The 13,313-nt window shown below is 72.1% G+C and carries 13 protein-coding genes; 6 read left to right on the top strand and 7 right to left on the bottom strand.

Annotation, left to right across the window (positions count from 1 at the left end; translation table 11 throughout):
- Positions 1 to 31: 31 nt before the first annotated feature.
- The 5 genes from hutH to ABZY45_RS09040 form a co-directional block, all read right to left on the bottom strand.
- Entirely contained in the window at positions 32 to 1,582 is a 1,551-nt protein-coding gene (gene hutH / locus ABZY45_RS09060; RefSeq protein WP_356737647.1) for a histidine ammonia-lyase, read from the bottom strand.
- Positions 1,583 to 1,640: 58 nt separating this feature from the next.
- Positions 1,641 to 2,807, bottom strand: coding sequence for a GGDEF domain-containing protein (locus ABZY45_RS09055; protein ID WP_356737645.1), 1,167 nt, complete (start codon positions 2,805 to 2,807; stop codon positions 1,641 to 1,643).
- Between the two features lie 64 nt (positions 2,808 to 2,871).
- Complete coding sequence (locus ABZY45_RS09050; protein ID WP_356737643.1) at positions 2,872 to 3,684, bottom strand: enoyl-CoA hydratase-related protein; 813 nt, start codon at positions 3,682 to 3,684, stop codon at positions 2,872 to 2,874.
- Between the two features lie 117 nt (positions 3,685 to 3,801).
- Positions 3,802 to 5,001, bottom strand: a complete 1,200-nt coding sequence (locus tag ABZY45_RS09045) for an adenylate/guanylate cyclase domain-containing protein (protein ID WP_356737641.1) — start codon at positions 4,999 to 5,001, stop codon at positions 3,802 to 3,804.
- A gap of 154 nt (positions 5,002 to 5,155) precedes the next feature.
- On the bottom strand, positions 5,156 to 6,025 hold the full coding sequence (locus ABZY45_RS09040) for a biotin--[acetyl-CoA-carboxylase] ligase (RefSeq protein ID WP_356737639.1): 870 nt from the start codon (positions 6,023 to 6,025) through the stop codon (positions 5,156 to 5,158).
- 180 nt (positions 6,026 to 6,205) lie between these two features.
- On the opposite strand from ABZY45_RS09040, the gene ABZY45_RS09035 reads away from it, so the two are divergent.
- The 4 genes from ABZY45_RS09035 to ABZY45_RS09020 all read left to right on the top strand — a co-directional run bounded on the left by ABZY45_RS09035 (position 6,206) and on the right by ABZY45_RS09020 (position 8,842).
- Positions 6,206 to 7,786 (top strand): acyl-CoA carboxylase subunit beta, encoded by a 1,581-nt coding sequence (locus tag ABZY45_RS09035; protein ID WP_356737637.1) that lies wholly within the window; start codon positions 6,206 to 6,208, stop codon positions 7,784 to 7,786.
- Between the two features lie 15 nt (positions 7,787 to 7,801).
- On the top strand, positions 7,802 to 8,008 hold the full coding sequence (locus ABZY45_RS09030) for an acyl-CoA carboxylase epsilon subunit (protein ID WP_356737635.1): 207 nt from the start codon (positions 7,802 to 7,804) through the stop codon (positions 8,006 to 8,008).
- Positions 8,009 to 8,081: 73 nt separating this feature from the next.
- Positions 8,082 to 8,210 (top strand): hypothetical protein, encoded by a 129-nt coding sequence (locus ABZY45_RS09025; protein WP_356737633.1) that lies wholly within the window; start codon positions 8,082 to 8,084, stop codon positions 8,208 to 8,210.
- 20 nt (positions 8,211 to 8,230) lie between these two features.
- Positions 8,231 to 8,842 (top strand): nucleoside triphosphate pyrophosphatase, encoded by a 612-nt coding sequence (locus ABZY45_RS09020; protein WP_356737631.1) that lies wholly within the window; start codon positions 8,231 to 8,233, stop codon positions 8,840 to 8,842.
- A gap of 45 nt (positions 8,843 to 8,887) precedes the next feature.
- On the opposite strand, the gene ABZY45_RS09015 is transcribed toward ABZY45_RS09020, so the two are convergent.
- Positions 8,888 to 9,337, bottom strand: coding sequence for a hypothetical protein (locus ABZY45_RS09015; protein WP_356737629.1), 450 nt, complete (start codon positions 9,335 to 9,337; stop codon positions 8,888 to 8,890).
- A gap of 397 nt (positions 9,338 to 9,734) precedes the next feature.
- On the opposite strand from ABZY45_RS09015, the gene ABZY45_RS09010 reads away from it, so the two are divergent.
- Complete coding sequence (locus tag ABZY45_RS09010; RefSeq protein WP_356737627.1) at positions 9,735 to 11,489, top strand: biotin carboxylase N-terminal domain-containing protein; 1,755 nt, start codon at positions 9,735 to 9,737, stop codon at positions 11,487 to 11,489.
- Positions 11,490 to 11,584: 95 nt separating this feature from the next.
- Positions 11,585 to 12,184 (top strand): helix-turn-helix domain-containing protein, encoded by a 600-nt coding sequence (locus ABZY45_RS09005; RefSeq protein WP_356738750.1) that lies wholly within the window; start codon positions 11,585 to 11,587, stop codon positions 12,182 to 12,184.
- A 70-nt stretch (positions 12,185 to 12,254) separates the two neighbouring features.
- Here ABZY45_RS09005 and ABZY45_RS09000 read toward each other — a convergent pair whose 3' ends face one another.
- A complete protein-coding gene (locus ABZY45_RS09000; protein WP_356737625.1) occupies positions 12,255 to 13,223 on the bottom strand; it encodes a DeoR/GlpR family DNA-binding transcription regulator in 969 nt (322 codons plus the stop codon).
- Positions 13,224 to 13,313: the final 90 nt, after the last annotated feature.

Genomic DNA, 13,313 nt, shown 5'->3' with positions numbered 1-13,313 from the left:
GACGCGGCAGCCCTTCCGTGTGCGCGGGGCCTCAGTCCAGCGGGCCGGTCACCTGCTCCACCGCCGCGATGAGCTTTCCCTCCCGTACGAAGGCGTCGGCCGCCTCCAGGTCCGGGGAGAGGAAGCGGTCCGGCCCGGGCCCCTGGACACCGGCCGCCCGCAGCGCCTCGATGACGGCGAGCGACGCGGGCCCCGGCGTCAGCCCCTCGGCGGCCCGCAGCTCCACGGCGCGGGTGGCCGCGTACAGCTCGACGGCCACGATCCGGGCGAGGGCGGTGACGGCGGTACGGAGCTTGCGCGCGGCCGACCAGCCCATGGAGACGTGGTCCTCCTGCATCGCGGAGGACGGGATCGAGTCGACGGAGGCCGGGACCGCGAGCCGCTTCATCTCGCTGACCAGCGCGGCCTGGGTGTACTGGGCGATCATCAGCCCGGAGTCGACCCCGGCGTCGTCGGCGAGGAACGGCGGCAGCCCGTGCGAGCGGTTCTTGTCCAGGAGCCGGTCGGTGCGGCGCTCGGTGATGGACCCGAGGTCGGCGGCGGCGATCGCCAGGAAGTCGAGGACGTACGCGACCGGCGCGCCGTGGAAGTTGCCGTTGGACTCCACGCGGCCGTCCCTCAGGACGACCGGGTTGTCGACCGCCGAGGCCAGTTCGCGGTCCGCGACGAGCCGCCCGTGCGCGAGGGTGTCGCGCCCGGCGCCGTTGACCTGGGGCGCGCAGCGCACGGAGTAGGCGTCCTGGACGCGGGGGGCGTCGTCCTGGTGGTGGCCGGTGAGGCCGGACCCGGCGAGCACCCGCAGCATGTTGCCGGCGGAGACACCCTGACCGGGGTGCGGGCGGATGGCGTGCAGCTCCGGGGCGAGGACCCGGTCCGTGCCGAGCAGCGCCTCCAGGGAGAGCGCGGCGGTGATGTCGGCGCTGGTGTAGAGGTCCTTCAGGTCCGCGAGGGCCATGACGAGCATCCCGAGCATGCCGTCGGTGCCGTTGAGGAGCGCCAGCCCCTCCTTCTCGCGCAGTTCGACGGGCGCGATGCCGTGCGCGGCCAGGAGCTCGGCGGCGGGGCGCACGACGCCGTCGGGGCCCTCCGCGTCCCCCTCCCCCATGAGGGTCAGCGCGCAGTGCGAGAGCGGGGCGAGGTCGCCAGAGCAGCCGAGCGAGCCGTATTCGTGGACGACGGGCGTGATGCCCGCGTTGAGCACGTCGGCCATGGTCTGCGCGACCTCCGGGCGTACGCCTGTGTGGCCGGAGGCGAGCGTCTTCAGCCGCAGGAACATCAGCGCCCGGACGACCTCGCGCTCGACGTGCGGACCCATGCCCGCGGCGTGCGAGCGGACGATGTTGCGCTGCAACTGGGCCCGCAGCCCGGGGCTGATGTGCCGGCTGGCCAGGGCGCCGAAGCCGGTGGAGACCCCGTAGACCGGCTCGGGCTTGGCGGCGAGGGCGTCGACGATCTCCCGCGCGGCGGAGAGCGCCTCGACGGCGGCTGCCGAGAGCTCGACCCGGGCGCCCTCCCGGGCCACGGCGATGACGTCCTCGGCGGTGGTACCGGACGTCCCCACCACGACTGTATGCATATCCATATTCAGAAGCCTACGGACTGAAACCCGCCATGTCACCAGTGGTCCCGGGCCTGGACCCTTACCGATCTCCGCCCGGCGGGTTGCCGCGCAACCGCCGGCGGTCGTGGGCCGGTCGCGGCGGGGAGTCGGCGAGCCGGATCACGTCGCCGTCGCGCCCCGCGACCACCGGCTTCCTGGAGTGCGCCGCCTTCGCCTGGTACTGCGCGGCGTCCGCCAGCCGGAAGAGTCTGCGCGCGGACTGGACCGGCCCGATGTCGTCACCCGTGGACGCGACCCCGCAGGCGACGCCGTCACCGAGTTCCAGGGCGACCGCCCGGGCGCAGAGCTCCTCGGACACCCGCACGACGTCGTCCGCGGAGGGCCCCACGGTCAGCAGACAGAACTCGTCCCCGCCGAGGCGCGCGGACAGGGCGCCGGGCAGCATGGCGCCGCAGAGCGAGAGCACGGAGCCGAAACGTTCCAGCAGCCGGTCGCCGACGGCATGGCCGTGCGTGTCGTTGACCGCCTTCAGGCCGTTCAGATCGCAGACGGCCAGGCTGACCACGGCCCCTTCGGCGCGGTGCGCCTCCAGTGCCTCGTCGAGCCGGATGTCGACCGCCCTGCGGTTCGCGAGGCCCGTCAGCGGGTCGGTGAAGGCCAGCTTGCGCACCTCCTCCAGCCGCTCGGTCTGCGCGATGCCCGCCGCGACGACGGCCGCCAGCACGGTGGCGAAGTCCGCGTCGTCCCGGTCGAACACCGGGGCGCCGACGGGGCGGGCGACGTACAGCTCGCCCCACGCCCTGCCGTGCAGCACGATCGGCGCCACCACGCAGCAGCCCCGTCCGCGCCTGCGGAGCGCGGCCACCCGCTGATGACAGAACGGCCGGGCACCCCGGGCGGGCGCCCCCGGGGCCGGAATACCGTCGGCGGTCTCCACCCAGGCGTCGGGCTCACCGCCGCCCGCCCAGCGCTCGTGCAGGAACTCGGTGATCTCGGGGAACTGGTGCACGGGGTAGGCCTCACCCTCGGGGAACTCCTCCTCCCCCTCGGCCCGCTCGCCCGCGTTCACCAGCACGCGCAGCCTGCCCTGCTCCCGCTCCCACACGGAGAGGGCGGCGAAGCTGCCGCCGAGCGCCTCGCACGCCCCTGCCGCCGCGGCGCGCCAGGACTCGTGCGGGGTGTAGGCCGCCGCCATCGCCTGCGCCAGCGCCACCACGGCGCGCAGCCGTGCATCATCACCGCCCATTGCCCCAGCTTAGGTAGGTTCGACGGAATGTGATCAGTCGGCGGCGCTGATGATCTTCAGGCCGTCACTCGCCGGGCCAGCTGGGCGTCCGCTTCTCGTTGAACGCGGCCACACCCTCGGCCCGGTCCCCGGAGAAGGCCACCGACCTCCAGGCCGCGTCCTCCACCTCCAGACCGGCCCGCAGGTCCAGCCCCTGCCCCAGCCGCAGGGCCCTCTTGGCCGCCCGGAGCCCCACAGGCGAGTTGGCCGCGATCCGGCCCGCCAGGGCCAGAGCCGCGTCCCGGTCCCCGCCGGCCTCGACCAGCTCGTCGACCAGGCCCAGCTCACGCGCCTCGGCCGCCTCCACACGGCGGGCGGTGAAGACCAGCTCGGCCGCGCGCGCCGCGCCGACCCGGCGGGGCAGCAGCTGCGTACCGCCACCGCCCGGGATGACCCCGACGGACACCTCGGGGAGCCCGACCACCGCCGTACGGTCGGCCACGATCACGTCGCAGGCCAGCGCCAGCTCGAAGCCACCGCCGAGGGCGAATCCGTGCACCGCGGCGACCGTGGGCATCGGCAGCTCCAGCACGCCCGTGTACGCGGCCCGTGCGGTGGGCCGCTGCCGGACGAGCTCCGCGTCGCTGAAGGCGTTGCGCTCCTTGAGGTCCGCGCCGACACAGAAGGCCCGCTCATGGCTGGAGGTGATCACCGTCGCCCGCACACCCCGGTCGGCGGCGAGCGCGTCGCACGCGTCGGCGAGGGCCCGGGCCATGGCGGTACTCACGGCGTTCATCGCCTTCGGGCGGTCGAGCACCAGCTCGGCCACGTGCTCCTGGCCCTCGTGACGCCTCACGACGACGAACTCCCCGAACCTCTGCTCGGACGCGACACCCATGACTGCACCCCTCCGGTTAACGAGCGTTACCCGGGGGATCCTAGGCGCGGGCGGGCCACCGGGACAGTGCCGCGGTCCGGCAGCGCCCGATCAGGCCTCGGTCCTGCACCGGCTCGGTCAGGTGGCGGGCTTGCCCCGGCGGGCCAGGAGCCACGGCTCCACCACGCCCAGCCCGCGCACCGGCCGCTGCCACATCGGCTGAAGCCCGAAGCGGTACGTCGGCAGCGGTGGCTCCTCGACCGGCGGCCGGCCCTCCTTCTCGGCCAGCCGCGCACGCTCCGCGGCCGCCGCTGCCTCCTCGGCCGCCTGCGCCTCGGAGGCGGGGGCGTCGCCGTGCCGGATCAGCTCCTCGGCGAAGGCGCCGTCGACCAGCACCGCGTCCTTGGGCGCTATCGACGTGAGCCTGCTGGCCAGGTTCACCGTCGTACCGAACACGTCACCCATGCGCGTGGTGACCGTGCCGAAGGCGATGCCCACCCGCAGCGCGGGCATCGTGGAGTCCTGGGCCATCGCCTCGACCAGCCGGAGCGCTATCTCACCGGCCGTGCCCGCGTCGTCCGCGGCGAAGAGGACCTCGTCGCCCAGGGTCTTGATGAGCCGCCCGCCGTGGGCGGCGACCAGGTCGGCGGAGGTCGTCTCGAAGGACTCGACGAGCTCGCCGAGCTCCTCCTCCTCCAGCCGGCGGGTCAGCCGGGTGAAGCCGACGAGGTCGGCGAAACCCACCGCGAGCCGCCGGTCGACCATCTCCTCGTCGTCCGCCGCCTGCACGACCCGGCCGGTGGCCGCCGCCAGCTGCCGTCGCCACACGTACACCAGGAATTCCTGGAGCTCCGGCAGGAGCAGTTCGATCAGGGGGTACGTGACCTCGGTGCGGGTCATGCCGGGCTCGGGAGGCTCGGTCAGCCCCTCCAGGAAGGAGTCGATCTGCCATTCCGCGAGCCGGGCGGTGGTCTGCCCGGTGGACCGGGCCACCTGGATCGCCATCGGCTCGCTGAGCAGGCCGGCCTCCACGAGGCCGGCGAGGCGGCGCAGCGCCAGCACGTCGGCCTCGGTGAGCGCCTTGGCCTGCCCGATGTCGGCGAACCCCATCGCCCGCCAGAACCGGGAGGCCAGGTCCATGGACACCCCGGCGGCCCGGGCCGACTGGAACGGCGTGTAGCGGCGGTCGGCCCCCAGGATCAGGGCTTCCAGCCGGATCGCGAGAGGGTCGTCGGTCGGTTCGGCCGTGTGGTCGACCTCGTGATGCGGTGTCGAGTGGACCGACGGCCCCGACGAGGCATCCGCGCCGTCGTCGGAGTTGGTGTCGTCGACGGTCACCGGCCGCCTCCTGCCCGTTCCCTGCGCACTGCCCTGCCGATCTGTCGCTGGATCGCCTCAACGATACGGCAGGTGTGCCCTGGCTCACGTCCTCGGTGACGCGGTTCCCTGTCCGTCATACGTGACATCACCCATATGTGGGGGAGGCCCCGGATCAGGTTAGTCCGCCCGCCTCTCCCCGCAGGTGCACGATGTCGCCGGCCGACACCGGCTCCTGGAGCCCGTCGGCCGTGGCCAGCACGAGCCGCCCGTCGCCGTCGATCGCGACGGCCTCGCCGACGACGGAGCGGTCGCCGGGCAGTTCCGCGCGCACCGTCCGGTCGAGCGTGGCGCAGCCCGCGGCGTAGGCCGCCTGGAGGCCGCACCCGGCAGCGTCGCCGTCCGCGTCACGCCACTGCCCGTACCACTGTTCGAGTGAACGCAGGACGGCCCGCAGGAGCGTGTCGCGGTCGGTGGAGACGGCTCCCGCGAGCCCCAGGGAACCGGCGTGCGGGGCGGGCAGCTCGGCCGCACGCAGCGAGACGTTGAGGCCGATGCCGATGACCACGCCCTCTCCCGCCCGCTCGGCGAGGATGCCGCCGGTCTTGCGTTCCTCACCGGCGATCGTCACCAGGAGGTCGTTGGGCCATTTCAGTGCCATGTCGACACCGGCGGACTGCGCGAGGGCCGTGGCCGCCGCGACTCCGGCGAGCAGCGGCAGCCAGCCCCACCGCTCGGCGGGCACGTGCCCGGGGGTCAGGTGGACGGAGAAGAAAAGACCGGACCGGGGCGGCGCCGACCAGCTCCGGTCGAGGCGTCCGCGACCCGCGGTCTGCTCCTCGGCGACCAGCACCGTGCCCTCCGCCAGCCCTCCGCCGGCCGCCCGCGCAGCGAGGTCGGAGTTGGTGGAGCCGGTCGCCTCGACGACGTCGAGGGAGCTCCACAGCCCGTCGGGCTTCAGCAGCCCGCGGCGGAGAGCCGCGACGTCGAGAGGGGGCCTGTCGAGGTCCGACCAGCGGTTGTGCGGCGCATCGGGAGGTGTCATGCAACCCACATTAGGTGTGGCCAACGACGCACTGCCGAACCGTATCCGCGCCGATACGCTACGGATCAGTAGCAAGAAGCCGACGAGCAGGTAGCCGTCGAGCCCATACCGGTCCAGCGCGTCACTTGATGTACCGGATGTACCAGCCGTCCCCGTGACAAGGCAGGGAGCCGCCACCCGATGTCCGAGCCGCAGAGCGACATCCACACGACCGCGGGAAAGATCGCGGACCTGCAGCGCCGTATTGACGAGGCCACACACGCAGGTTCCGCCCGTGCCGTGGAAAAGCAGCACGCAAAGGGCAAGTTGACCGCCCGTGAGCGCGTCGAGCTCCTGCTCGACGAGGGTTCCTTCGTGGAACTCGACGAGTTCGCGCGGCACCGGTCCACCAATTTCGGCATCGAGAAGAACCGCCCGTACGGGGACGGTGTCGTCACCGGCTACGGCACGGTCGACGGCCGTCCCGTGTGCGTGTACTCGCAGGACTTCACGATCTTCGGCGGCTCGCTGGGCGAGGTCTACGGCGAGAAGATCGTCAAGGTCATGGACTTCGCGATGAAGACCGGCTGCCCTGTCATCGGCATCAACGACGGCGGCGGCGCCCGCATCCAGGAGGGTGTGGCCGCGCTCGGCCTGTTCGCCGAGATCTTCCGCCGCAACGTGCACGCGTCGGGCGTGATTCCGCAGATCTCCCTGATCGTCGGTCCGTGCGCCGGCGGAGCCGTCTACTCCCCCGCGATCACCGACTTCACGGTGATGGTCGACCAGACCTCGCACATGTTCATCACCGGGCCCGACGTCATCAAGACGGTCACCGGTGAGGACGTCGGTTTCGAGGAGCTGGGCGGCGCCCGCACGCACAACACCACGTCCGGCGTGGCCCACCACATGGCGGGCGACGAGAAGGACGCCATCGAGTACGTCAAGTCCCTGCTCTCCTACCTCCCGTCGAACAACCTCTCGGAGGCCCCGGCCTTCCCGGAGGAGGCCGATCTGGAGACCACGGACGAGGACCGCGAGCTCGACACCCTCATCCCGGACTCGGCGAACCAGCCGTACGACATGCACACCGCGATCGAGCACGTGCTCGACGACGGGGAGTTCCTGGAGACCCAGGCCCTGTTCGCACCGAACATCATCACGGGCTTCGGGCGCGTCGAGGGCTACCCGGTCGGCGTCGTCGCCAACCAGCCGATGCAGTTCGCCGGCTGTCTGGACATCGACGCGAGCGAGAAGGCCGCACGCTTCGTCCGCACATGCGACGCCTTCAACGTGCCGGTCCTCACCTTCGTCGACGTGCCCGGCTTCCTGCCCGGTGTCGACCAGGAGTACGGCGGCATCATCCGCCGGGGCGCCAAGCTGATCTACGCGTACGCCGAGGCGACCGTCCCGCTGATCACCGTGATCACCCGCAAGGCCTTCGGCGGCGCGTACGACGTCATGGGGTCCAAGCACCTGGGCGCCGACCTGAACCTCGCCTGGCCGACCGCGCAGATCGCGGTCATGGGCGCGCAGGGCGCGGTGAACATCCTGCACCGCCGCACCATCGCCGCCGCCGACGATCCGGACGCCACCCGCGCCGAGCTGATGGCCGATTACGAGGACGCGCTGCTCAACCCGTACGTCGCGGCCGAGCGCGGTTACGTCGACGCGGTGATCATGCCGTCCGACACCCGGGCGCACCTCGTGAAGGGCCTGCGCCAGCTCCGCACGAAGCGCGAGTCGCTGCCGCCCAAGAAGCACGGCAACATCCCCCTCTAGCCACCGGGAGTCACCATGATCAAGGTCGTACGGGGCAATCCGACCCCGGAGGAGCTGGCCGCCGCCCTCGCCGTGGTCCGGGCGCGCGCCGCCGCGGTGGCCGTCGTGCCGTCGGGGGCCCCGCTGCCCCCCGAGGAGTGGTCGGACCCGGGGCGGATCGCCCGCCGGGGCGCGCTGCGTCCGGGTCCCCGCTCCTGGGCGCGGACGTACTGGCCGTCCTGAGGCGCGGCAGGTGAGCGGCGCTTGAGTACGCGTACTCAGGCGCCGCAGCCGCCTCCGGAGCACCATCGGATGCATGCTGTGGTCCGACCCCGAGAACAAGCCGCCCAAGGAACTGCGTGACGCCCAGGACATGCTGCGGCGCGCGGGGTTGCTGCTCGCGCTCGCCATGGTCGTGGCGATGTTCGTCCTGGGCATCCGCTGAGGCGCCCGGCCCCGCCTACGATGGCCGGTATGACTGATCAGCGCCGCCTCGTGCTCGCCTCCGCGTCCCCCGCCCGCCTCGGCCTCCTGCGCCAGGCCGGTTTCGCCCCCGAGGTGATCGTCAGCGGTGTCGACGAGGACGCGCTCACCGCACCGACCCCGGCCGAGCTGGCGCTCGTCCTGGCCGAGGCCAAGGCCGCCGCTGTGGCGGCCCGACCCGAGGCCGCGGGGGCGCTCGTCATCGGGTGCGACTCGGTGCTGGAGCTGGACGGCGAGGCGCTCGGCAAGCCCGCCGACGCCGAGGAGGCCACTGCCCGCTGGAAGTCCATGCGCGGCCGATCGGGGGTCCTGCGGACGGGACACAGCGTGATCGACACCGCGACCGGCCGCACGGCGTCCGAGACCGCGTCCACCGTCGTCAGGTTCGGCGAGCCCACCGACGCCGAGGTGGCGGCCTACGTCGCCTCGGGCGAGCCCCTCCACGTCGCCGGCGCGTTCACCCTGGACGGCCGCTCGGCGCCGTTCGTCGAGGCGATCGAGGGCAGCCACGGGAACGTCATCGGGCTCTCGCTGCCGCTGCTGCGCCGGCTCCTGGGGGAACTGGGCTTCTCCGTCACCGACTTGTGGGTCTGACCGGCCTTCTGCAGGAAGCTGAAGGCGGCCCGGCCTCAGGCCCGGTCACACCGGGGCCGGAGCCCCTTCGGTTCCGGCCCTGCCGGTCCTGCCGGCCTCCGGCTCACCGCGCTCGTACATCACCAGGGTCAGCACGATCAGCGCCAGGACGGCCATCAGGAACGCGAAGGCCGTCCAGCCGATCAGCCCCACCGCCAGGGCGCCCAGCACGCCGTGCACCACCGCGCACGCGATGAGGGCGATCCTCCCGAACCGGCCCGGGGCGCGGTCGCGTATCCCGGCCAGCAGGGGTATCAGCCCGCAGAGGACCAGCAGGACACCGGAGACCCCGCCCATCACCCAGGTGCCGGTGACCATGGCGTCGGGGTCCATCCCGGCCAGCGACATGCTCTGGTTGCCGGCGACCGTCGCGAGGACGCCGTTGACGACCACGATGCCCACGGCCTCCACGAACAGAACGACCGCGGTCACGAACGCCACCGGTCTGCGCACCACGGCGCCACCCCCTGTTACCTGTAGTACGTGCGATGACGCGGACCCTACGTGGGGGTCCCCCCTGCTCTTCAAGAGCTTGGGGGAGGGTAATGCTTCGGACAAGGGGTCGGGTGCGGATGGCGCCGCCCCCGGGCGTGCGGCAAAGATTCCCTGGGCCGTTCGTAGGGAGTCCACAAAGAAACGCCGCGCGGCGTTGACCGTCCGGACAGAGACTTGGGCCACACTTCGTGGCTACTGTGCGGTTGAGGATCCCGGCGTACCGTGGTGCGACAAGGGATTTTGCGACTCGAGGAATCCTCGAATCACACTCCGTGTGGGCAAGTTCACTACTGGGGACGGGTCGTACGGCCGTGTCGGTAGTCCCTAAACTCAGCTTGTTCTCAAGGAGGGAGTCATCGTGCGCAAGGTGCTCATCGCCAACCGTGGCGAAATCGCTGTCCGCGTTGCTCGGGCTTGCCGGGATGCCGGAATCGCGAGCGTAGCCGTCTACGCCGATCCGGACCGGGATGCTCTGCATGTGCGCGCGGCCGACGAGGCGTTCGCTCTGGGCGGTGACACCCCGGCCGCCAGCTATCTGGACATGGCCAAGGTGCTCCAGGCCGCCAAGGATTCAGGGGCGGACGCGATCCACCCCGGTTACGGCTTCCTCTCGGAGAACGCGGAGTTCGCGCAGGCCGTGCTGGACGCCGGCCTCACGTGGATCGGCCCGCCCCCGCAGGCGATCCGTGACCTCGGCGACAAGGTGGCCGCCCGTCACATCGCGCAGCGCGCGGGTGCCCCGCTGGTGGCCGGCACACCGGACCCGGTGAGCGGCTCGGCCGAGGTCGTGGAGTTCGCCGAGAAGAACGGCCTGCCGATCGCGATCAAGGCCGCCTTCGGCGGTGGCGGTCGCGGTCTGAAGGTGGCCCGCACGCTGGAGGAGATCCCGGAGCTGTACGACTCCGCGGTCCGCGAGGCCGTCGCGGCGTTCGGCCGGGGCGAGTGCTTCGTCGAGCGCTACCTCGACAAGCCGCGGCACGTGGAGACCCAGTGCCTGGCCGACTCCCACGGCAACGTGGTCGTCGTGTCCACCCGTGACTGCTCGCTCCAGCGCCGTCACCAGAAGCTGGTCGAGGAGGCGCCCGCGCCGTTCCTGACCGACGAGCAGAACGCGGAGCTGTACGCCGCGTCGAAGGCGATCCTGAAGGAGGCCGGCTACGTCGGCGCCGGCACGGTCGAGTTCCTGGTCGGCGTGGACGGCACGATCTCCTTCCTGGAGGTCAACACCCGTCTCCAGGTCGAGCACCCGGTCACCGAGGAGGTCTCCGGCCTCGACCTCGTGCGCGAGATGTTCCGCATCGCCGACGGCGAGGAGCTCGGCTACGGCGACCCGGCCGTGCGCGGCCACTCGTTCGAGTTCCGGATCAACGGCGAGGACCCGGGCCGCGGCTTCCTGCCGGCCCCCGGCACCGTCACCTCCTTCGCCCCGCCGACCGGTCCGGGTGTCCGGCTGGACGCGGGCGTCGAGTCGGGTTCGGTCATCGGCCCGGCGTGGGACTCCCTGCTGGCCAAGCTGATCGTGACCGGCGCGACCCGTGAGCAGGCGCTCCAGCGCGCGGCGCGTGCGCTGGCCGAGTTCCAGGTGGAGGGCATGGCCACGGCCATCCCGTTCCACCGCGCGGTCGTGGTCGACCCGGCGTTCACCTCGGACCCCTTCCGGGTGCACACCCGGTGGATCGAGACGGAGTTCGTCAACGAGATCAAGCCGTTCACGGTGCCGGCGGATCAGGAGGCGGACGAGGAGTCCGGCCGCGAGACCGTCGTCGTCGAGGTCGGCGGCAAGCGCCTGGAGGTCTCGCTGCCCTCCTCGCTCGGCATGAGCCTGGCGCGTACGGGCCTGGCGGCCGGTGCGAAGCCGAAGCGCCGTGCGGCGAAGAAGGCGGGTTCCGCCGCCTCCGGTGACACCCTCTCCTCCCCGATGCAGGGCACGATCGTGAAGATCGCGGTCGAGGAGGGCCAGGAGGTCAAGGAGGGCGACCTCGTCGTCGTACTCGAAGCGATGAAGATGGAGCAGCCCCTCAACGCCCACCGCTCCGGCACGGTGAAGGGTCTGTCCGCGGAGGTCGGCACGTCGGTCTCGTCCGGCGCGGTGATCTGCGAGATCAAGGACTGATCGCACGTCCTTCCGCACTGGGGGCCCGGCATCCGCCGGGCCCCCAGTGGCATCCTGGGACGCGAAGCGGACTTCAGGAGGACAGGGCGATGGCGATGAGCACGGCAGTGACAGCGGCCCGGCCCATGCGCGCCGACGCACGCCGCAACTACGACCGGCTGCTGACAGAGGCGCGCGCGTCCTTCGCGGAGCACGGCACGGATGCCTCGCTGGAGGACGTCGCACGGCGGGCGGGCGTCGGCATCGGCACGCTCTACCGGCACTTCCCGAACCGCGAGGCCCTCATGAACGCGGTGTTCCAGGAGGCCCTGACCGCGCTGCTCGCGCGCTCCAGAGAGCTGGAGCGGGCCGAGCGGCCGTGCACGGCCCTGGTGGAGTGGCTGGGCGCGATCGTGACCCACGCCGGCGAGTACCGGGGCCTGGCGCAGGCGCTGATGTCGGCTTCGGGCAACGAGACGTCCGCCCTGACGCCGTGCCACGTGCCGCTCCGTCAGGCGGGGGCACGACTGCTGGCCCGGGCACAGTCGAGCGGCTCGGTGCGCGCGGACGTGTCGGTCGACGACCTGCTGCAACTGACGAACGCGATCGCCCTGGCGGCCGAGCAGACCCCGGCGGACCCCGCTCTGGCCGACCGCCTGCTCCGGCTGACCCTGCGCGGCCTGAAGGCCGATCCGGCCGCACCGGGCAGCGGCTGAGGCTCCAGAACACCCGTACGCTTCGCGTCCGACCCGGTCTCCGGTCCGGCCTGATCCGGACGGGAGACGCTTACCGGCGCCGCAGATCCGCGACGCGTCCCACCGGGCCGTCCGCCAGCGCCGCCGCGCTCCGCAGCTGCGGGCCGAGCCCTCCGGGCCCGCCGTGGCCGCCCTGGGTGCGCCGCTGCCCCGGCAGCGGCATGTCCTGCCGGGGCTGGCGTCCTGGCGGCAGGGGCTCCCCTGCCTGGGACTCCGGGTCGGGTCCCGCGACGGTGATCTCCACGCCCTGGTCGGCGAGGGCCTGGAGTTCCGTGGCCGCACGCTCGTCATGGGGAGGTGGCTCGTCCGTCACCAGACGGGTGATCAGTTCCGTGGGCACGGTCTGGAACATGGTGTCGGAGCCGAGCTTCGTGTGGTCCGCCAGGACCACGACCTCCGCAGCCGCCTGCACCAGCGCCCGGTCCACGCTCGCCGAGAGCATGTTGGACGTGGACAGCCCGCGCTCGGCGGTCAGCCCGCTCCCGGAGATGAACGCCCGGGAGACCCGCAGCCCCTGGAGGGACTGCTCTGCCCCACTGCCGACCAGCGCGTAGTTGCTCCCCCGCAGGGTGCCTCCGGTCATCACCACCTCCACCCGGTTGGCATGGGCCAACGCCTGGGCGACCAGGAGAGAGTTGGTGACCACGGTCAGACCGGGCACCCGCGCGAGCCGGCGGGCCAGCTCCTGCGTGGTCGTTCCGGCGCCGACCACGATGGCCTCGCCCTCACCGACCAGCCCCGCCGCCAGGTCGGCGATGGCCGTCTTCTCCGCGGTCGAGAGATGGGATTTCTGCGGAAAGCCGGACTCCCGCGTAAAACCGCCCGGCAAGACCGCACCGCCGTGCCGGCGGTCGAGGAGTCCTTCTGCCTCCAGTGCCCGCACGTCCCGCCGTACGGTCACTTCGGAGGTCTGGACGACGCGGGCGAGCTCACGGAGCGATACCGCCCCGTTGGCGCGCACCATTTCGAGGATCAATTGACGACGTTCTGCAGCGAACACGAAACTGACAGTAACCTGGCCGTAGGTTGCTTTTCAGCAGTTTGCGCCGAATAACAGAAGTTGTACATGGAAGGGGCCCCCTGGTGATAT

The sequence above is a fragment of the Streptomyces sp. NPDC006516 genome, assembly GCF_040611875.1.
Lineage (GTDB): Bacteria > Actinomycetota > Actinomycetes > Streptomycetales > Streptomycetaceae > Streptomyces.
This window is presented reverse-complemented; position numbering and strand designations above follow the sequence as displayed.